The sequence below is a fragment of the Dyella amyloliquefaciens genome (assembly GCF_004296575.1).
Taxonomy (GTDB): Bacteria; Pseudomonadota; Gammaproteobacteria; order Xanthomonadales; family Rhodanobacteraceae; genus Dyella; species Dyella amyloliquefaciens.
This window is the reverse complement of record NZ_SAYT01000001.1, coordinates 571,787-591,889: the sequence shown is the minus strand read 5'-3', so window position 1 is coordinate 591,889 and position 20,103 is coordinate 571,787. Positions and strand designations below refer to the sequence as shown.

Sequence of the window (20,103 nt, the reverse complement as noted above, 5' to 3'; positions counted from 1 at the left end):
CGCACGCGAACGACGCAAGCCTGATCCCGTGCCTAAACCGTCTGGTGTTGCCGATCGTGCTCAGGGCGAACCCGCGCTCGCCGAGGCTGCCGGCGTCGACGCCTCGGCCGCTGCACGCTGCGGCGTGTCGGCCGGGCACCAGGACTTGAGACGCTTGCCCGCGCGGAACAGATCGATGCATTCACGCATCTCCGCCTTGAAAGCGAGATCCGGCGTGTTCGCGGGGCAGCCAGCCGACAGCGGCTTTTCCGACTTGTACTCGGCGATACAGCTCTCGATGGACGGCCCCTTGGGCGCATCCGGATTGTTGGCCAGCGGCGCCGGCGGCAGGTTGAGGCGCCCGTCGCGATCCATCGGCGAAGCGGGCGGCGGAGGCGCGGCGCACAACGGATTGGAGGCCGTGCTCTTCTTGTCGGGATCGCACACGCTCTTGGCGATCGCCTTGAGCGCATCGCCGATATGGCGCCCCATCGCACCGCCGGCCGTCTCATTCGGCGGTGGGAAATACTTTTCGAAGCGCGTGGCCTTGTACTGCATGCGGTTGCTGTCGTGCTGCATGATCTGGCGATCATCCGCCGGCTTGGCCGGCTCGGCCTTGGTGTTTGCCGTGGCAGGTGCAGGCGTCGTCGAGGACGGCAGGTGCAGTCCGTACAGATGGATGTCGGGCGGCGTAGCCGCGGAGGCCGCGGAGGCCGCAGGCGCAGGCGCCGCCTGATGATCCTGCACGACCATGGCGTCATGACGCGGCTTCTCGTGCGTCACCGGCACCGGCGGGGGCGCCACTTGCGGCGACGCTACCGGCTTCTCGGGCAACGCAGCAGGCTCGGGCGGCTGCGCAACGCGTGGCTTGGCGGGGTGGTCGATCAGACGCACGATCAAGGCTCGATCGTTATCGACTTGCGCCAGCTCCGGATGCCGCGACTGGGGCTGCATCTCGTACCACAGCGCCAGCGCAAACAAGGCATGCAGTACGAAGACAAAAACCAGCGCGAGCGCCAGCACTGGGCGCGTCAGCGGCGGCTGTCGCCAGCGCCTGCGACCCAGGCTCTCGCGCGTTTCGCTGTCGAGCCAAACCAGGCCGCGAGCACTATCGCCTTCCTGTCGATGTCGGACCTGCCCAGAACGTTCCACCACACTGCCTCATGCAAACCCATGACCCCCTGCGAAACCGGCGCCTGCCGTCGGCGCGTGTTGAGGCGAGCCACGGTAGACAGGTTCTTTCGTTCCGGGTTCCCCTTGTCGGCAACCCAGAAAGGGGTGTGCCGCGCAGCTCCTGCTCGATGGCAAGAGGGAGAGGAAAGGAGGGAGGGCCAGACTGCCTTTTTGCGAAGAAGAGAGGTAGAACGCGCCAGGCCCGATTCTGTTGACCTCGAAAGCGGTTTCCCGCCCTCGTTTCAGCGTCAAAGCAAGACGAAATTGTCCGGCTCGATGGGCGCAGGGATCTCGCTCTCACCCAGCAGGCTCAGCATTTCGATCTCGATATTCCTGCTCATGGCCATCAGCGGCAGGCTGTTGGGCAGATCATCGAATGGATCCTCGATCTGCCCACCGATCGCGTCGAGCCCGAAGAACGTATACGCGATGACACCAACCACGACAGGCGTGAACCAACCCAGCGGACCAATGAGGCAGAACGGCAACATCAGGCAATACACGTGCACCGTACGGTGCAGAAGCAGGATGTACGCAAACGGGATCGGCGTGTTGTTGAGCCGCTCGCAACCAGCCAGCACGCGCCCCAGAGCACTGAGCTCATTTTCTATCTGGGCCAGCAGGATGCTGTCCAGACCCGTTTCGCGCGCCGCATCAACGTAAGCCTTTCCCAGGAAACCCAGGATCAGATTCGGCGGGTTCGGTGCTGTCGCCGCTCGATCGAGTACATCCTGCTTCAACCAACCCTTCAGTGATTCATCGGAAGGCGTACCGCGCAAGCGATGTCGCAACGCATGCACAAAACCGATCAGGCCAAAGACCAGCGCGCGCCGCTGATCGGCGGGAAGATTGGGCATGTACGAATCGGTCTGTCGAGCGATATTCCTCACCGCGATGATGAGATCACCCCACAACGTCCGCCCTTCCCACCACCGCTGGTAAGCCACGCTGTTTCGAAACTGCAGGAAGATCGCCAGCGTCAGGCCAAGCAACGTCAACGGCGCCGAGTTCAGGGTGAACGACACGGCGATGCCATTCCGCTCCGCCACCACCACCGCGAGCGAGAGCAGCATGGTGTACAGCACGCTCGGCCAGATGATGGGCACGATGGATCCGCGCCACGCCAACAGCAGTGTCGGCGCCGAGTGGGCTTTGTGGGGACGGACGATCATGGGGCTACCTGTGCAAGGGGCTCAGGCTCGCGTCGCCCCGTTGGCGACTATTGTGAGCCAGGACGGGGACTGGCGCACTTGAGGCTTTCCATTTCGGATCGAAAGGAGAAGCAAAACCCCTATCCACCCTGGAACATTCGCCTGCCCCTTGTTTCGCATCTATGCGCGCATGGAAGCACTGCCCAAAAAAACAGGGCCAGAGTCGACTTCGTTGAAAAGTCCAACCTGGCCCCTGTTTGAACGACGGTTTGTCGGCTGATGCCGGTCAGGCCGCGGTCGCAGCGACCATGTCCGTCATGCTGTCATCGCCACATACATCACGCCACAGGTGATACATCACGCCGAACATCACCGTGAACATCACCAGGAACAATGCGATATAGAGCGGAACGATCAGCACGAGGATCAGCCATGGAGTAAGTAGCTTGCCCAGAAAAACCAGCAGCAGACCCACGACCAGGAAACCGATCAAAACCACGATCGAAGCGAGCACGCTGCTCACCAAAAACACCAGCAACGGCAGCAGGTTCTTCAGGGCGCCCACCATGCCATCTCCGATGGCGCCGAACACGCTGCGCTGGCTCAGCGCGACCTGGCCCAGGCTGATCGCGTAGAAACCCATCATGAAAAGGCCCACCACCAAGAAGAGTGCCATGATGGTTCCAAAACCCGCCGGCAGTCCCGGCGGCGCCTGATGGGCGGCCTGTGCCGCCAGCGTCTGCATGTACCAACTGGCTATGCCACCGCCTGTCAGCACGACGACGATACCGATCAACAGGACGTAGAGCGCCAGGTTCGCCAGCCCGAAGCCCATCACGCGCAGAGCTTCGCCATTCCGATAAGGATTGAAGGTGTCCATGGCACGGGCTGGCATCCCGCGCTCGGCCGCATCAACTACCTGCAAATAGCCCGCATAGAGCGGCACGGTGAGCAGACCGGCCAGCATGGAGAAGCCCATGATCCAGGCAACGGTTGCCGGGCTCTGTGGCGTACCAGTGGACACCGCGTAGTACTGCATCGGCAGCGTGACCAGCGACGGCAACAGGCACGCCACCATCAGCATCGCCGCCCCGCCCAGCAATGGCTTCGGATGGCGGAAGCCCACACTGAAACCATTCGTCAGCCAGCCCCAGCCAGCCGACGGTCCATTGGATCGTGTCGTCATCTATTTCCCCTGTTTTGAAGATCGGCGCCCCCGCGCCGAGCAGGCCCAGCATAGCTGTTGGCGGCGGAGGCACCTAGACAGGCCACGAATTATCTGGCTCGCCCAAAACCAGGTTCCGATTTGCGTTCTGGAAAGTGCCCCTGCCTGGCCCCTCCCCCCTATGGCTCTGGCGCAGATATCCACGCAGCGATAGCCTTCGGGCATACCGCCGCCCCGGCATGCCGGGATGGCCGTTACTCAGGGGGATACATGGGAAAGCGCAAGGAAAGCGGTTTCGACGTTCTGGCGTCGATGCCCTGGCCAGCATGTCTGGTTCTCGGACTGATCGGCTTCATCGGCATCGAGTACGGCATCGGCTGGCTGTGGGGATCCAGCAGTAATCCGTTTCTGTCGGCCTTCGCCAGGGTTTCATCGACAGGTATCTACGCGCCATTGGCATGGCTCGCCCTTGTGGGCTGCTGCATCGCGGCGCTGGCTTCATTCCTCGGACGACGCAAGCGTCGACACCTACTGGAATCCCAGACACGCATGGATAGCCTTCGCAGCATGGATTGGCGTTCATTCGAGCGATTGGTCGGCGAAGCCTTTCGACGTCAAGGCTACGTTGTGAAGGAGACCGGCCAGGGAGGCGCTGACGGGGGTGTCGATCTAGAGCTGCACAAAGAGGGCCAGATCACATTGGTTCAATGCAAGCAGTGGCGCTCGCAAAGCGTAGGCGTGCAGACCGTCCGCGAGATGTTCGGCATTCTGGTGGATAGGGGCGCCATCGCCGTGAAAATCGTCGCCCTCGGCGGCTACACGCTCGATGCCGCCGCATTCGCTCGCGGCAAGCGTATCGAGCTGGTCGACGGCAGCGCGTTGCTTGCTACCGTCAGGAGCATTCAGGCGAGGAAAGAGCCTGAGCTCGCATTGGACAATCCTTTGTTCTTCGCTAGCGGCGTGTTGGCCTGCCTGCTGGTTGCAGCTGCACTGCCTAAGCAGTACCCAGGGCATCCTGCCAACGTGCCGGGTGCCTCATTGGCACCCTCCCCTGCGCCAATTCAAAGCGGTGCTGCCACGCAAGACGCCCCAGTGATACGGATACCGCCCACTCCACTCCAGGCAACTGCATCGCCAAATCAGAAGACCTACCAAGCGGATCCGCCCATGTCGAACGAAGAGCAACGCGAGTGGGAGAAGCGAAATCGCGAGGCTATGAAGATCCTGGAAAAGACCACACCGGAGCTGGAGACGGCGCCGACGCATTGAAGTGCACGAGCAGTCACAAGGGATGAGCCCGATGTGCAACCCTCAACTCGAATGAAATGATCCCGCCCACCATTTATCCATGGACTCGAAGAACACCCCTTTCGCGGACATCTCGAAGTAGTCGCCTTCGATCAAGAACACTTCATTCAAACCCAGCAGGGAATTGATATGACCAAGCTCGTCTTTTGCCTACTCGCGTGGGCAATCACCCTTGATGCCGGTGCAGAAACGGTTTCCGAGATGCAGCGGAGAGCCGAGTCCAGCATGGTAGTAACGGGCACCGTCGACATTTCGCCCGATGGCACGGTGACGTCGCATACTCTGGATCACCGCGACAAGCTTCCGGCCATCGTGGCAGACCTGGTCGACCGAGCCGCCGCGCGCTGGCATTTCCAGGAAGATTTGACCAAGAGCCCGACCGCGCGTCATACAGACATGACGTTGCGGATCGTCGCGAGGCATCAAACGGACGGCACCTACAAGACAAGGATCGTCGCAGCAAGTTTCGGGTCACACGCGTCAGATGAAGATCTCGAAGCCAAGAGCATACAACGACCTCAGTACCCTCCTTATGCGATATGGAACAGGATCCAAGGCACTGTTCATTTGCTCGTACGAGTAGATCGAAATGGCGTCGTGACAGATGTAACTTCCGAAGAAGTTGATCTCGACACCGTTGCCACCGAATCAGTCATCAAGCAGATCAGGAAGCAATTCGCCGAAAGCTCTGTCAGAGCGGCCAAGTCGTGGACGTTTACGGTGCACCGGCTGAGCAATCAGCCGGATGGCGCCTGGGTTGTACGGATACCCGCCACCTTTGCCATGCAGGAGTTTGGCAAACCAGACGCAAACGTAGGCAAGTGGCTCGTCTATGTGCCTGGCCCAAAGGAAGACGCCGCATGGCTCGCCAAATATGGCTATGAAAAGCCGGAGATGGACAATGACGCGCTGCCCGCCGGCACCCTGCAACCCGTCGATCACCGGCTCGCTCTTACCACACCACTAGACGCGGAATGATGCCTAATTGATCCAGCAAGCGCCGCCAGGTCTACTTCGCCCTCAAAAGAAGTGGACCTGGACCGGTTCTTCGAAGTGGCATCGCGAGGCAATGAAGATTCTGGAGAAGTCCACGCCAGAGCTGGAAACAGCGTCGACGCATTGACGTTTCACCTGGCCAGATTGTCCTTGCAGCCCCTCCCGGAAAGAGGCCGCACCCCTCACGCAATCAATCGTAGACCGTTTCAAAATTGACAACCCTGCCGCCTACGACGGTAACGATGATCGTTTTACCGTCCTGCAGGTATTGCCATTCTTCTCCGTTGGCAAGCTGGTTATCTGGCATCCCGCCAACCTGAAACTGCTTGAACGCGCGGATCGACGGCTCGCCCATCAACTGAAGCACCCGCGCCGCACTGTCGCCAACCGTGAGCACCTTGTTGCCGACCCGCAGCGACGTCGCGGCATGAGCGAAAATGGACACAAGCAGAAGCAGGTAAATCAGGTGGCGACGCATGAGGAAGGCTCCGCGGCATCTGACAAGTTCAGACCCCCTCATTTTTCAAATCCGCCTCCAGATCTGAACAGTCAGGCCTCTTCTCGGAGGAAAGTAGGCCCGCCACCACAAGCGCGCCGACGTTGAAGGTCATATTTCCATCCAACTTTCCGCTCGACGCCGGAAATCGCTACGCCGTCATGCTTGTTAATCAAGGAGGCCTACCTCTCGCATCGCAGCCTTGAGCGCTTCTTCATTTCCCTCGGGTGGCCACCCACTTACCTCGCGCACCAACTTTCCGCCCTTGAAAAAGTAGAACGTCGGGGTTGCCCAGTTTTTGAACATGGGCCACTCGCTTTGGCGGTAAGCCACGGCAGTTGGAGGCAACTTGCTGGCCTGATTCCAGCGGGCCAGGCTAGTGATCTTAATGAATCCGTCCTGGGGAGTGATCCATGTCGAGTGGGCCTGGAAGATAGGGAGCAGCACGTCGCTACGTTCAATGGCATCCGAAGCGTTACGCGAGAAGTGGCAGTTCGGATGGGAAACGACGACGATCTGTGGCGACACGACGGCAAGGGGCGATGCTCTTCGATGAAGGATTGGGCCGCCACTCGCGTCGACCAAGTAAAGCGCAGATGGCCCCGAATAGCCGTCCGGAACTTCATCCTCGACCCTCGGTAGCGGCGGTACACCAGTCAGGGGATGCGCGCGCAGAAAGCTGGAAGCCTCATCAAAACGGCGATAGGCGACCAGCGAATGGTAGAAGTCGCTCAGGCTACGTTGCGACGCAACGCCTCGGCGCTCTAGCGCAGCGATATCCCTACGCATATCGGAAAGGTACTTCGCATCAAATGTATAGGAACCCGCCAAGTAAGCGGATCGAAACAGGAGATCCACTTCGGCACTCGCGCGACCCGCCAGCGCAGATGGCGCTTGAAAGCGGGCTAAATGGGCATCGTAGTACTCACTGATCTTCCGCCTCTTCTGATCAATGTCCGTACCTGTGTCGGCAAGATTCAACGCATAGACCTTGTCGTAGCCTGCCTCAATGATGCTACCCAAAATCTCTGCGGCATCCGTTGTGGCTGACCATGAAGCGACGAGCAAGAATAGCCATCTGGACATAACTCGCGGTCCCATCGTGATAAGCAGAGGAATGGGCGCGACCAACGAACATACGGCCGCACCCATGGATGGTCAGCAGCCAGACATGCAAATCATGCTGGTGTAATGAGCGCAGTTGTGCCCACCGACGCAGCGAAAGTCCTTATGATCTGCCATGGGCATATCGGACGTCTCCTCCACGACTTTGTCCGACTCCCCTTCGACCCTTAGCCCATCGATGAGATGAACGGTGCGCTGGGCGCCAAAAAGGCTCATAAGGCGGTACACGTCGGATGCAGGTAGTTCCGCCGTAATGTCGGAGTAGTCATAGCCAACGAGGCCGTTCTCATTGAACACCAGGCTCGCGAGAAATCGCCTCTTTGCACCGGGCGACAGCTTCTCAATCGGCGATAACGCCTTGGGCATCAAGGTCAGATACGACTGCAGATCGCTCGATGACTTGATGGGCGCTGCGATGAAGTCGAGTTGATGTTGGCGGGCCACCGTCGCTACCAAATCGACGTTCTGTGCCTTTGCGGAAACGGTGGATGTGTGCTGCGGCGTCTCGGCTGCTGGAACAGTGAATGCGAGCGAGGCAAGGGCGCAGGCGGCAACGATCTTCAACTTGAGGTTCATGGCTCGATCTCCCTATTTGGTGATGCGCCGGGCTGGCGTGCTCGATACGGCACGTCAGTACGGGATACGGCCCGGGCACGCTTGAAAGCATCGATGACTGGATTGCCCCGGGACAGGCGCAGGCATTGCGCCCCCCGATGGGATGGCACCTCAAGTTAAAGACCGGTCAACATTTGCGGAGATTCGAATGAAGCGCTAGACGCTTATATCCATTGACTTCAGCCACCCACGGCTGCCCGCGAAGTTCACCTACACGTGGAGACCGATGCTCACATCGATGAGCGAAGTGGCCTCAAGCTTCCAATGCGAAAGCAAAGGTCCGAGTCGACTTTCCGAATTGGTGCACGCCGACCCACGCCCCGCCCAATTTCTTGGCGGAACGAGTGGGCATCGCTTGTCAGACCGGGCAGATGGCTCTCGGCTCGGCCATGCGCAGTCATGGTGTCAGGCAGACAAGATGTCAGCTCCGCTCACCGCATGTGACTCGGGGTTGCACGCGCTCTACTTCGTCCACGCCCAAGTCCATTCGCTAGCCGCATCCTTGCAGCTGCCGCCAAGTGATTTGGCGGCGCGGCCCCGGACGAAGCGGCCGGTAGGCGCGCCGGTGGCCTTGCCGTCGCGGATGGCGAATTGGCCGTTCACCAGTACTTGCTGGACACCGGTCGTCAGTTGGTGCGGTTTGGCGTAGGTGGCGTGGTCCTGGATCGTTGCGGGGTCGAACACCACCACGTCGGCATAGGCGCCTGCCTTCAGGCGGCCGCGATCAGGCAGTGACAGGACGTCGGCTGGCAGTGTGCTCAGTTTGCGTACCGCCTGTTCCACGGTCAGGACATGATCCTGGCGCACGTACTGCGCGAACACGCGGGCAAAGCTGCCATAGGCGCGTGGGTGCGGGGATGATTTCAGGAACACGCCTTCCGGTGCCGCGCCTGTTTCGTCGGAGTCGAAGCTCACCCACGGCAGCGCGACCATGCGGCGCACATTCTCTTCGCTCATCAGCGTATAGGCGATGCCGACGCGCGAGCCGTCTTCAATCACCAGGTCGATTGCCGCATCTTCCGGACTCACACCACGTTCGCGCGCGACTTCCGCCAGGCTTTTGCCGATGAGGTTCTTGAGCGCGGGATTCTTGAATTGCAGAAGCACCGTGTTCTCCGCCCCCGCGGCGGCTAGCAGGTTTTCCCAGTTGTCCGGGTGCGGATTGCGCATTTCCGCCAGCACCTTCTTGCGCACGACCGGGTCGCGCAGGCGCGCGATCCATGCCTCCAGGCCGCCCTCCTGCACCCAGGAGGGCATGGCCGCATCCAGTCCTGTAGCGCCTGCCGTGTAGGTGTACATGTCGGCGGTGATGCGCACGCCTTGGGCGCGCTGCTGCTCGATGGTGCCGATCACCTTGTCGATCTTGCGCCAGTTGTCCTTGCCCGCCAGTTTCAGGTGGTAGATCTCGACCGGTGCTCCGCTGGCTTTGGCGATGGCAATCATCTCGTCGATGGCGCCCTCGATACGGTCGCCTTCGCTGCGCATGTGGGCCGAGTAGATGCCGCCGCAGCGAGCTGACTCCTGCGCCATGGCGATCAGCTCCGGCGTCTTGGCATAGGTCTCGGGCGAATAGATCAGGGCCGTGGTAACACCCAACGCGCCCTCCTCCATGCTTTGCCGTACCAGCGCACGCATGGTGGCAAGCTGCGCGGCATCAGGCTCCACGTTTCGTTCGCCAAGCACGTTGGTGCGTACCGTGCCTTCACCGACAAACGATGCAATGTTCGGCGAAATCCCCTTGTGTTCGAGCTGCGTCAGATACTGGCCCAGCGTCGTCCACGTCACCGGATACTTGATGTCGATCTGACGCTCGGCCATCAGGTGCTGCATGGCGGGGTTCAAGGGCCCCATCGACATCTCGCCCATGACCTCCAGCGTCACGCCCTGTGTCAGGTCGCTAAGCGCACGCCCGTCGACGAACAGCGAGTCTTCCGGATGCGACAGCATATTGATGAAGCCGGGTGCAATCGCCTGGCCATGCGCATCGATGACGGTCTTGTCCTTGCTGCGGCTCGTGTCCTTGCGCGCCGGACCCACATAGGTAATGCGGTCGCCGTCGATCGCCACTTCGCCGGCATAAGGCTTGCTGCCAGAGCCGTCGTAGATCATGCCGTTTCGGATCACCACGTCGTGCGCCGCCGCCAGCGACGAAAGACCCATGAGTACAGCCAAAGGAATAACACGACGACGCAGGACAGCGACCATGGCAATGCCCTTTCTGGATGTTGGCTAGCGAACGTGCGGCGAATGCTGTGCGACCCGGGTTTAACGGGTTACAGCTCAGGAATACGTCCCCGAGCTGGATGGTAAAGGGATTGGCGCGGCCTTCCAATCCGTCCCGGATGCCAGGCTCGACGACTCACCTTGGCCGAATGCCCGTTTCTGATGGAGGGTTAGCACTCTTCAGCTATCGCCGAGGCGAGTTTCGTACGTTCAAGAGGGTCAAATCAGCGGACATCGCGCGATGCCCGCCGATAGCAATCCCCGGACCGCCACTTCAATGATGCCAAGCCGCGGCCTGATCTATCAGCGCCGATTCGCTGAACCTGGGAGCAAGATGCCGCCGTTGTCCGCCATGACTCCAAACGCACATGCGTTTGCCTGACGGAGACGCTCCGTCGTTGACGATGCAAGGAGATACAACATGGACGAGCTGGAACAGGTCGAGATCGATCAGGCAAGCGGTAGCCTTGAGATGTGTCGCACGGTTGACGGCCATCGCCGGCGCTGTGGCTATTCTTCTGCTTTGCCTGCTGAAGACCGCGTTCTGCATGGCGGCCCTTCGGTGGGCCGCCACTCTTCTAGTAGATGACGGATCCAAAGGTCACCTCGTGCCGCCATTCGTCGTTCCGTCACTGTGCATCGCCGCCATGATGCTCGTCTTTCTTCTGGCGTTGAAGACGACATTCAAGAGCATTCTTCCCGGGTACGGAAATATTCTTCTAGCGGTTGGCGTGCTGCTTGTTGAGTGCGCTTGCCTCGCTGCCGGGATGATTCTGGATCGACACTACGGCAATCCAGCCACACCATGGATTGGAAAGATGCTGGCCCTGGCCGGACTGGGCTTCTTCGTCAAAGCAGCCCTCAATCGATCCAGCCGCGTAGACATCGGGTTATGCGCACCACGATCAAATAGCTGGTGGCCGACCCTGGTGGTATTTGCCGTCCTTCTGATGATGGACCTGGGTGCAACTCACTTCATCCCGATCCACCAGGAGCTCTCGCTGAACAAAGTGCTCTTCATGGCGCTTGTGTCCGGCTCGGATGAAGAAGTCGTGTTCAGAGGGCTCATGCCCTCACTCCTGAGTACGCAGGACAAATCACCGGAAAAAACCCGGAAAGCAAACGCACTTCTGGCCTTCTCCATACCCACCATGGCCTTTGCGCTCATGCACGCGTGGCGTTTCCATGGCGAGCATTTCGTCTTCTCCTGGGGCACATTCGCGTACATAGCCGTCGGTGCATGCGGATTTATGTATGTCCGCCTGCGGACGGGCAGCCTGCTAAGCAGTCTTGTGCTGCACAACCTCACCAACCTAGCCACAGCGATCGCTCTGTCTGCGAAGTGAAGGATGTAGGACCGACTTTTCGGCGTCTATCGTCTTGGATTCGCGAACAGTCGGAGCCAGAGCTCGCTTTCAAGAAAAGTGCACTCCGACCCCACTTCCGCACCGGCCCCGTCGCGTGTCGAAGGCCAGGCAAATTTCTCCCGAAGAGCGATTCGGCCTTCCGCTTTCACAACCTACTTAGGGTCCGCCAAATAGAACCCAACGGTCGACCACCTAATCTGAAGTTGCTCTCCAGTCGGCTGGACGACTGACGAGAGTGAGCGACCGCCATGCTGACGGAGTGCCACCAGTCAATGAGCATCGCTGGGTGGATCCAGATGGACGGTGGTGAAAGCGCCGCCCATTTCCTTTTCAGGCCCTGCGCAACGCGCAGCCATCGACAAGCGGGCCAGGTTCACTACTCGACGTCGAGCAGGCGGGCGCGGCCCGTTTGCGTACGCGAGTGCTGGCGGTCCAGGCGCAGCAGCGAGGTACATGCGCATGCCCGTTTTCGCGCGTCTTGTTCGCGCCCCCCTTTTTCTGGCGACCTGGGAAGCCCGGACTGGCCGTACTGGCCCACCGACCATTCTTGCGGCAAGATGCTGCGACCACAGGGGGGGGAAAACATGGAAGCATGGCGCGGTGCAGATGCACCCGGTCGTAGGATCGTGCGTGTGTGGGTCAGGCCATGCGCATTGGCTGTGGCCGTGGCAGTTGGGTTGTCAGGCTGCGGCGGTGGCGGTGGCGGTGGCGGCGGCAACGTCAAACCCACGCAGCCAACGTCTCCCCCCGTAGCTCCAACCGGCTTCACCGGCGGCAACATCGACGTGGGCGCCAACACCGTCACCGTATGGCCGGACAACCTGAGCGGTTCGATCAATCTGGTCAAAGGCGGCGCAGGTACTCTGACGCTGACCGGCACCAATACTTATACCGGGGGCACCACGATCAACCAGGGCGTCCTGCAGATCGGCAATGGCAGCTGGACCGGCTCGATCACCGGCGATGTGGTGGACAACGCGCTGCTGGTGTTCAATCGCAGTGACGACATCACGTTCAATGGCATCGTCAGCGGCAGCGGCGCACTGGTGCAGGCCGGCAACGGCGCACTTATCCTCACCGGCGCCAACACCTATACCGGCGGCACCACGATCAGCAGCGGCCTCCTGCGGATCGGCGGTGGCGGCACGACCGGATCGATCATCGGCGACGTCCTCAACAACGGAACGCTGTCCTTCGACCGCGCTGACGACGTGAGCTTCACCCATGCGATCACGGGCACCGGCGGGTTCATCCAGGCCGGCATCGGCGCTCTCTTTCTCACCGGCACCAATAGCTATACCGGCACCACGCAGATCGATGCCGGCGCACTTTACGTGAACGGTAACCAGTCCGCCGCAACGGGTGCGACCACCGTTCTCAACGGTGCCACGCTCGGCGGCTATGGCACGCTGGGTGGCGATGTCTTCGTGGCCGATGGCGCGGCGCTGGCGCCAGGTGACAAGGGGGCCACGGGCACGCTCACCGTCAATGGCAATCTCACCCTGTCTTCCGGCTCGTTGCTCAATTTCGGCTTTGGACAAGCCACGGGCGGCACCCAGCCCGGCGACCTGATCAACGTCAAAGGCAACCTGACTCTGGATGGCGTGCTCAATATCGACGTCGCGTCGGGCGGCGACCTGGGCCCCGGCGTGCACCGCCTGTTCAACTACGACGGGTCCCTGGTCGACAACGGCCTGACGCTCGGCGTCATGCCATCCACGGGCTGGGCGGTGCAGACCGGCGTTGCCCATGAGGTCAATCTGGTGGACACCAAGGGCATGGTCTTCAGTTTCTGGGACGGCGATGCCGGTCCCAAGGGAGACAATGTCATCAATGGTGGCAATGGCACCTGGGCGATAGGCGGCACGAACAACAACTGGACCGGCGCTGATGGTGCCATCAACGCGCCTTTCAGCGACAGCTCTTTTGCCGTGTTCCAGGGTGCACCGGGCACGGTGACCGTGAACGATGGCAACGGCATCGTCCATGCGCAAGGCATGCAGTTCGCCAGCGACGGTTACGTTATCCAGGGTGATGCGATAAACCTCGTCGGCAGCGTTGACGATACGACGCAGTCCATTCTCCGGGTCGGTGACGGAACCTCGGCCGGCGCAGGCTTCAAGGCCACCATCAACAGCGTGCTCGACGGTAGCACCGCGCTGGTCAAGACCGACGCCGGCACGCTGGTGCTGGGCGGCAACAACACCTATAGCGGCGGCACCATCATCAGCGGCGGCGTTTTGCAGATCGGCAACGGCAGCGCCACCGGTTCGATCCTTGGCAATGTGACGGACAATGCGTCGCTGGCGTTCAACCGCAGTGACAACCTGGCGTTCAGCGGCATCGTCAGTGGCAGCGGCGCATTGACCCAACTCGGCATGGGGAAGCTGACCCTGACCGGCGCCAATACCTATGCAGGCGGCACGATGGTGAACACCGGCACCCTGGAGGTTGCTGCGGGAGCAGCGCTGGGGGCCGGTGACATCACCGTTGGCATCAGCAATGTGTCATATGGTCCCACCTCCACCTTGCAGGTAGATCAAGGGGCCTCGCTGTCGAACCACATCGCGCTGCAAGGTCGCGGGGGCCTGGACAATGCGGGCGTGCTAGGTGGCAACACGAGCGTTGCCGTGGATGCCGGAGGCGCCTATTTCGACACCCCTGCGGTGCAGAACCATGACGGCGGCATCATTCAGGGAAATCATGCTGGCATCGCGCTTTATGGTTATGTGGCTACCGTCCAAAACAGCAGCGGCGGACTGATAGAAGGCGGGGACATCGGCATCGACTCAGGCTATGGCGGCTCGATCGCCAACGATGGTCCCGGCAGCAACATTCGCTCCGTCGGCGGCATCGCGATCCGGACGCTGCTGACGGCGGGCAGCGTTAAAAATACGGGAGGCGGCGCCATTGCAGGTGGCGCGGGCGCGATCGACCTGCAATACGGCGGCAGCATCACCAATGACGGCGTCGGCAGCTCGATCCGTTCCGCAAACGGTTTTGCCATCCGTGTGAGCGGCGACAGCGCGGTGGTAAAAAATACCGGGGGCGCAACCATTTCGGGGGCGACGACAGCTCTCTACCTGCAGCAGGGAGGCAGCGTGACAAACGCTGCCGGTTCCACCATCGAAACCACCGGGACAACGGCAGGGGACTGCGCGGGTGCCGGCGATTGCGCCATTTTTGTGGTCCCGGACAGCCAGACTGCCGGGGGCATGAGTAGAGCGCTGACGCTGACAAATGCGGGCACCATCGTCGGCAATGTGCAAATGAATCCCACCGCAGTCAACTACGTGACGCTCTCGCCCGGTGGCTCCATTCATGGCGACCTCGACATCGGCTCGAACGACACGTCTCTCCTGACGTTGAACAGCAGCCCAGGCACCGTGCAGTTGTATTCGCAGGCAGTCACCGGCAAAACCACGTTCGCCGGCTTCTTGGGGGGCCCCACCAGCGGCACCTGGATCATCGACAACGACGATCTCAGCCCGCGCATGGTCACCATCAGCGGCGGCACCCTGCAGATTGGCAACGGAGGTACGACGGGCTCCATTGGCCAGGGCACTCTTATCAGCCTCTACCACGGCAGCCTGGTATTTGACCGCAGCGACGACGTGACGTTCAGCGGCACGATTACGAGCTACAACTCGGAAGCGTACGACGGCACGCTGGTGCAAGCCGGCGCGGGCACCCTCACCTTACCGCTGTCGGGGGCCAACATCAGTCCCTCGCACATCGTGATCCAGAGCGGTACGTTGCAGATCGACAACACAGGCAACCTGCCCGGTAGTCCGATCAGCAGTACGTTTTTTGGGTCAGATATCCTGAACAACGGCTCCCTCGTATTCGATAGCTCGCTGGCCATTTTCGGCGGGACCATTACCGGAACAGGATCCGTCACGCAGAATGGCTCGTCCGAACTGATCCTTGCGGGGCTCAACACTTACACGGGCGGCATGACGATCAATAGCGGTTCGGTCATGTCCATGAATGCCTTGCCTGGCGATGTAACCATCAACCCGGCGGGCACCCTCGACGGTTACTCGGGCGCATCGCTGCATCCTGGCGTACCCGGCATTGGCGGCAATCTCACCAACGCCGGCAAGATCGCCGTCCATGGCGGCGATACGAACGTGGGCGGCAATTACAGCCAGCCAGCCACTGGCACCCTGGCAGTCAGCCTCGGCAGCAAGCTTGCAGTCAGCGGAACAGCTGCGCTCAACGGAGGCACGCTCGAAATCACTGGCGCCGACAGCGGCTACGTCGGCAACGCGCACACGAATGTCCTTACCGCAACCGGTGGCCTGACCGGCACCTTCGGCCAGCTGGTCAAGGACGCCGGCGTGGTGTTCACGGCAACCACCATCAACTACGACGCCAATAGCGTGTGGCTGGATACCACCGGCCTCAACGTGACGACCGCCGCTGCCGGCAATGGCGTGTCCTACACGCCATCTTCGTTCGTCAGCGCGCAACGCGTGCAGGGCGCATTCACCCAGCTGGACAGCAAGATCGCCGCGGGCAATCTCTCGAGCGTGCCGAGTGGCTTCGTGCAGGCCGCCGGTGAGTTCCAGCAGGCGCCGACCCTGCAGGCGGCACAAACATCGTTGCAAAGCCTCTCTGGCCAGTTGCACGCCGCGAGCGCGGCGATGACTTTCGAGGCCATCGATGCATCCAGCCGTGCGCTGGCGGATCGCTTCGACGATCTGCTGGGCAAGAATTCCGGTTTCGGCATGTGGACGCACGACGTCAACGTGGGTGGCGATATGGCCCGCGCCGGCTATGACGGTGTCGGCTTCCAGTTGAACGGATGGCTGGTCGGCAACGATCGGCAGATCGGCAGTTCCGGCGTGGCGGGTTTCGCTTTCGGCCAGAGCCAGGGTCGACAGCAGCTCGATCAGAGTTTTGACCGCAACCACAGCCGCAGTACGGAAGGCATGGTGTATGCCGGCTGGCGCAATGGCGACTGGTACACGCAGGGGCGCATCGGCTTCGGCTACTTCCAGCAGGACGTCAGCCGCCAGCTGCTGCTGGGCACGGGCACGCAGGGCGTATCCACCGACTACAGTGGCAACTACAACGTAGCCTATGGCGAGAGCGGCCTGCGTTTGAACTGGGCCGGCAGCCGCATCACGCCCTTCGCCAATCTGGAATATGCAAGCATCGAGCGCGGCGGTTTTGCCGAGCAGGGCGCCGGCGGTTTCGGCTTGCGCGCCAACGCCCAGACGCTGGATCGCTGGCAGGCCGGCCTCGGCCTGCGTGCGGCCCATCACTGGGACCTGGACGAAGGCCGCACCATTGATTTCAGTGCCAGCGCGCAGTTCCGTCGCACGCTCGCTTCGCAGGGCGATGCGTTCGACGCCAGTTTCGTCGGCCTGCAGCAATGGCAGCCGCTGGTCGGCATCGGCCTGTCGCGATACAGCGGCGTGTTGAATGTCGGTCTCAATGCAACGCTTTCGGCGCGCACGTCGTTGAAATTCGGCTACGACTACGAAAAGGGCCAGCGTGACCAGGCGCAGATGCTCTCGACGCAGGTGGTTGTCGCGCTCTAGGGAACGCGCGGTTTCCGTTGAAAGCAATGGCGGTGGTGGAGCGCATCGGCCCAGCGACTTCCGTGGGCCGATCCACTCCACCACCGCCGCCTGCATGCGCATTGAGGCAACGCCCGCCAGTTGTCGTTGATGCGCTGGCGGCCTGAGTACCTATCCGGTGGTCCAGGGTGACTTGACCACTACACAGGCCACCTCAACCACCTTTAGCGTCAGTCCACGCGACCCTCAAGGATTCGTGAATGGATCACCGGCCTGCGTGCCATGACCAACGACACATTCAGAAGTCAATGGAAAGCACGCTAGCCTCACGGCGCATGTCGTGAGGGGAAGTTGCATCTCACGGCGCCGTTGGCGGTGTTCGATGCGCCAATAACGTTCGCTGTTCTCCCGACGAGGGCGCCAGGAGAGGAACCAAGCATGCGGGGACGCCAAGTAGCAGCCCGGGTTCTGGTTGCACTATCCATGCTGGTCGCACTGACCCTTCATGCTCCTGCAGCCTTGGCTCAGGCACCGGGGGCGGGTTTCGAGTTCTCGGGAAAGCCGGGTCCTTACAGCGTCGGATTGAAAGTTGTAAATCAGTTCGACGCTTCCAGAACATTTCCTCTCGAGCCTACTGGCAATACGACTTCCGCTGCTGCCACCGGTCCACGTCCCATCCAGACCCTGATCTGGTATCCGGCCTCGGGCAAAAGCGGCCGGGCCATGACGGTCGGTGACTATGCTCAACTTGCGAAGACGGAAGTCCACTTCGATCGTCCCGACGAAAACAATAAATGGGTATCGAAGTTGGCTGGGTCGGCCCATGCCGTGCTTTGGGCACAATACGATGCCCCCATGGCCAACGGGCGCTTTCCGCTTGTCATTTATGCGCCCGGCCAATCGTCTGTCGCCTGGGACAACGCTGATCTCTGCGAGTACCTCGCAAGCCACGGGTACGTGGTCATCGCCAGTCCATCCCTTGGAAAGTCGACACGGGACGCAGACGACAATCTCGACGATATCGATGCGGAAGCTGCCGACATATCCTTCCTGATCGACTATGCGAAATCGCTACCGGATGTCGACATGGCCAAGGTCGCGGTCGCCGGCTGGAGCTGGGGTGGCATCTCCAATCTCTTTGCCGCGACTCGCGATAGCCGCATCAAGGCGCTGGTGGCGCTTGATGGAAGCATGCGTTACTACCCCGGCCTGATAAAAAAGTCCGGAAACATCCATCCCGAACGCATGACCATCCCATTGCTGTTCTTTAGCCGGGGCTATCTGTCACTCGAGGATTGGAATCGCTATGCCACCGCCGATAACGAGGGGCCCAGCGTGCTGAACGCGTGGACGCATGGCGATCTATGGATGATCCACATGCTGGGCATGTCTCACCCCGAGTTCTCCTCGATGTACCAGCGAGCCAGTAGCGCGCAGAAGTTCGCTGAGAACCAGATGGAGGACTATGGCCGGAGCGACGCCAATGCCAGCTACGCACTGGTCGCTCGCTACACCCTGGGCTTTCTCGACGCCTATATGAAGGGTGATACCGGCGCGGTGGCGTTCCTGAATGACTCGCCGGTCGCTCACGGCGCCCCGAAACACTTCATGAGTGTCGATTTCCGCCCTGCCGAGAGCCAGCCATGATCGGCCGGGATTGAAGTGTGCGCCGCCCCCTGGTTCTCCAAGGCCGGTCGCTCCTTGCGCCCGCCATGTGACAGATAGCTGTACGATGCTGACCTGCGGGCTCGGTTTTACGACTTACTAAGATTCTCCTGATGGCACCACAACGGTCAGTCACTTAATCTGACCCTGCTCCCGAGTTGGCAGGACAGCTCGGCCAAGCATGCGACCGCCTTTCTGGCGGAGCACCAGCGGGCCACCGGGTACGGAGGACTGGCTGGAATGATGGGCGGCCACACAAGGGCCGCCCATTTCCTTTTCTGGGCTCAGCGCAGCGCGCTGCCATCGACAAACGGGCCGGGTTCACTTCTCCACTTCGAGGAGGGGAACCCGGCCCATTTGCGTGCGTGAATGTTGGAAACCTGCGCCCGGAGCAAGGCACATAGGGATGCCTCGCGGCAACCCTTTGGGAAGTCGGGGCACCCACTCAGCCCCTTTTTGGTCGCGCTGTCAGGGCGTCTGAGGGCGAATCTTGATGCGGCTATCGAGCGCCAGGGCCAGATCGCCTGACGAGGACTCAGGAGGCTCTTCAGGCGAGTCGAGGGACCGCTCAAGCTCAGGAGCGTATCGGCGCCCGCTAACGGGATCGCGCAGGTTGAACGATATCGGGACACGGACCCACGTGCTCGTGGGATGCCCATCGACCGTCTCCGGCTCAGCACGCCAAGATTTCATAGCCACCATGGCGGCTTGAACGAACCCCGCAACCCGTCGCTTGCCCGTGCTCTGTGCTGACTCAAGGTGAATGTCTGTAATGCTCCCATCCGGCTGTACCCGCACGATCATGTTCAAGGTGGCCTGGACATAATCAGACATCATATTTTTCGGATATTTCGGCGCTACCGGCTTGTAGATCTCCGGACCATTACCAATGAAGGCAAGGCGAGCCTTGTAACTGCTTCCCTCCTCCTGGAATTCGAAAACGCCATGCAGGAAGGTGCGACCTGCCACCGGTTTGCCATCTTCGGTTGCAGGTTCGAATCCCCAATGGGACATAGTGGACTTGGCAAGCGGCGCGAGCTCTTCTGAGAGCGCCTTGCTGTCCTTGTCCTCGTTGGGCAAGAGTTCGATCTGCTGAACATTGCCCTGTGCATCAATGTCGGCAACACCTGTCACGAACAGCGTAGACCGCTTCCAATCATTTGCACTTGGGCCTTCTGCCCAAGCGCCATGAGCGAACATCAGAGCAGCAACACCTAAAACAAAGCGTTTCATTCCGTTCCCCCAAGAACGTTCTACGTTTTCGATCTACAAAGACAGGGTCACGTCCACTTCTGGAAGAGCGAAGAAG

13 protein-coding genes are annotated in these 20,103 nt (G+C 60.9%); 5 read left to right on the top strand and 8 right to left on the bottom strand.

Annotated elements, in window-relative coordinates:
- Window positions 1-60 precede the first annotated feature (60 nt).
- The 3 genes from EPB08_RS02355 to EPB08_RS02345 all read right to left on the bottom strand — a co-directional run bounded on the left by EPB08_RS02355 (window position 61) and on the right by EPB08_RS02345 (window position 3,489).
- The gene (locus EPB08_RS02355; protein ID WP_229238183.1) at window positions 61-1,134 is read right to left on the bottom strand and encodes a hypothetical protein; all 1,074 of its coding nucleotides are present in this window, start codon (window positions 1,132-1,134) and stop codon (window positions 61-63) included.
- Between the two features lie 266 nt (window positions 1,135-1,400).
- Complete coding sequence (locus EPB08_RS02350; protein WP_130617447.1) at window positions 1,401-2,324, bottom strand: bestrophin family protein; 924 nt, start codon at window positions 2,322-2,324, stop codon at window positions 1,401-1,403.
- Window positions 2,325-2,589: 265 nt separating this feature from the next.
- Window positions 2,590-3,489, bottom strand: a complete 900-nt coding sequence (locus tag EPB08_RS02345) for a hypothetical protein (RefSeq protein WP_130617446.1) — start codon at window positions 3,487-3,489, stop codon at window positions 2,590-2,592.
- A 249-nt stretch (window positions 3,490-3,738) separates the two neighbouring features.
- Here EPB08_RS02345 and EPB08_RS02340 point away from each other — a divergent pair, with 249 nt between their 5' ends.
- Window positions 3,739-4,737, top strand: a complete 999-nt coding sequence (locus EPB08_RS02340) for a restriction endonuclease (RefSeq protein WP_130617445.1) — start codon at window positions 3,739-3,741, stop codon at window positions 4,735-4,737.
- A 168-nt stretch (window positions 4,738-4,905) separates the two neighbouring features.
- Window positions 4,906-5,754, top strand: coding sequence for an energy transducer TonB (locus EPB08_RS02335; protein WP_130617444.1), 849 nt, complete (start codon window positions 4,906-4,908; stop codon window positions 5,752-5,754).
- Between the two features lie 208 nt (window positions 5,755-5,962).
- Here EPB08_RS02335 and EPB08_RS02330 read toward each other — a convergent pair whose 3' ends face one another.
- The 4 genes from EPB08_RS02330 to EPB08_RS02315 form a co-directional block, all read right to left on the bottom strand.
- Complete coding sequence (locus tag EPB08_RS02330; protein ID WP_130617443.1) at window positions 5,963-6,250, bottom strand: DUF2845 domain-containing protein; 288 nt, start codon at window positions 6,248-6,250, stop codon at window positions 5,963-5,965.
- Window positions 6,251-6,436: 186 nt separating this feature from the next.
- Window positions 6,437-7,336: a hypothetical protein gene (locus EPB08_RS02325; RefSeq protein WP_130617442.1), complete on the bottom strand. Its 900-nt coding sequence runs from the start codon at window positions 7,334-7,336 to the stop codon at window positions 6,437-6,439.
- 90 nt (window positions 7,337-7,426) lie between these two features.
- Window positions 7,427-7,969 carry a hypothetical protein gene (locus tag EPB08_RS02320; protein ID WP_130617441.1) on the bottom strand — a complete coding sequence of 181 codons (543 nt, stop codon included), beginning with the start codon at window positions 7,967-7,969 and terminating at the stop codon, window positions 7,427-7,429.
- Window positions 7,970-8,470: 501 nt separating this feature from the next.
- Window positions 8,471-10,213 carry an N-acyl-D-amino-acid deacylase family protein gene (locus EPB08_RS02315; protein ID WP_130617440.1) on the bottom strand — a complete coding sequence of 581 codons (1,743 nt, stop codon included), beginning with the start codon at window positions 10,211-10,213 and terminating at the stop codon, window positions 8,471-8,473.
- A gap of 503 nt (window positions 10,214-10,716) precedes the next feature.
- Between EPB08_RS02315 and EPB08_RS02310 the strand changes: the two genes are divergently transcribed.
- The 3 genes from EPB08_RS02310 to EPB08_RS02300 all read left to right on the top strand — a co-directional run bounded on the left by EPB08_RS02310 (window position 10,717) and on the right by EPB08_RS02300 (window position 18,776).
- Window positions 10,717-11,577, top strand: a complete 861-nt coding sequence (locus tag EPB08_RS02310; RefSeq protein WP_165418367.1) for a CPBP family intramembrane glutamic endopeptidase — start codon at window positions 10,717-10,719, stop codon at window positions 11,575-11,577.
- A 686-nt stretch (window positions 11,578-12,263) separates the two neighbouring features.
- Window positions 12,264-17,150 carry an autotransporter-associated beta strand repeat-containing protein gene (locus tag EPB08_RS02305; RefSeq protein WP_165418366.1) on the top strand — a complete coding sequence of 1,629 codons (4,887 nt, stop codon included), beginning with the start codon at window positions 12,264-12,266 and terminating at the stop codon, window positions 17,148-17,150.
- A gap of 462 nt (window positions 17,151-17,612) precedes the next feature.
- Window positions 17,613-18,776, top strand: a complete 1,164-nt coding sequence (locus tag EPB08_RS02300; RefSeq protein WP_165418365.1) for an alpha/beta hydrolase family protein — start codon at window positions 17,613-17,615, stop codon at window positions 18,774-18,776.
- Window positions 18,777-19,262: 486 nt separating this feature from the next.
- Here the strand turns inward: EPB08_RS02300 and EPB08_RS02295 are convergent, their stop codons facing one another.
- Window positions 19,263-20,027, bottom strand: coding sequence for a TonB family protein (locus EPB08_RS02295; protein ID WP_130617436.1), 765 nt, complete (start codon window positions 20,025-20,027; stop codon window positions 19,263-19,265).
- Window positions 20,028-20,103: the final 76 nt, after the last annotated feature.

Coding starts and splice junctions, on each gene's coding strand:
- EPB08_RS02350 (WP_130617447.1), bottom strand. CDS start 2,324: ATGATCGTCCGTCCCCACAAAGCCCACTCGGCGCCGACACTGCTGTTG.
- EPB08_RS02345 (WP_130617446.1), bottom strand. CDS start 3,489: ATGACGACACGATCCAATGGACCGTCGGCTGGCTGGGGCTGGCTGACG.
- EPB08_RS02340 (WP_130617445.1), top strand. CDS start 3,739: ATGGGAAAGCGCAAGGAAAGCGGTTTCGACGTTCTGGCGTCGATGCCC.
- EPB08_RS02335 (WP_130617444.1), top strand. CDS start 4,906: ATGACCAAGCTCGTCTTTTGCCTACTCGCGTGGGCAATCACCCTTGAT.
- EPB08_RS02330 (WP_130617443.1), bottom strand. CDS start 6,250: ATGCGTCGCCACCTGATTTACCTGCTTCTGCTTGTGTCCATTTTCGCT.
- EPB08_RS02320 (WP_130617441.1), bottom strand. CDS start 7,969: ATGAACCTCAAGTTGAAGATCGTTGCCGCCTGCGCCCTTGCCTCGCTC.
- EPB08_RS02315 (WP_130617440.1), bottom strand. CDS start 10,213: ATGGTCGCTGTCCTGCGTCGTCGTGTTATTCCTTTGGCTGTACTCATG.
- EPB08_RS02300 (WP_165418365.1), top strand. CDS start 17,613: ATGCTGGTCGCACTGACCCTTCATGCTCCTGCAGCCTTGGCTCAGGCA.
- EPB08_RS02295 (WP_130617436.1), bottom strand. CDS start 20,027: ATGAAACGCTTTGTTTTAGGTGTTGCTGCTCTGATGTTCGCTCATGGC.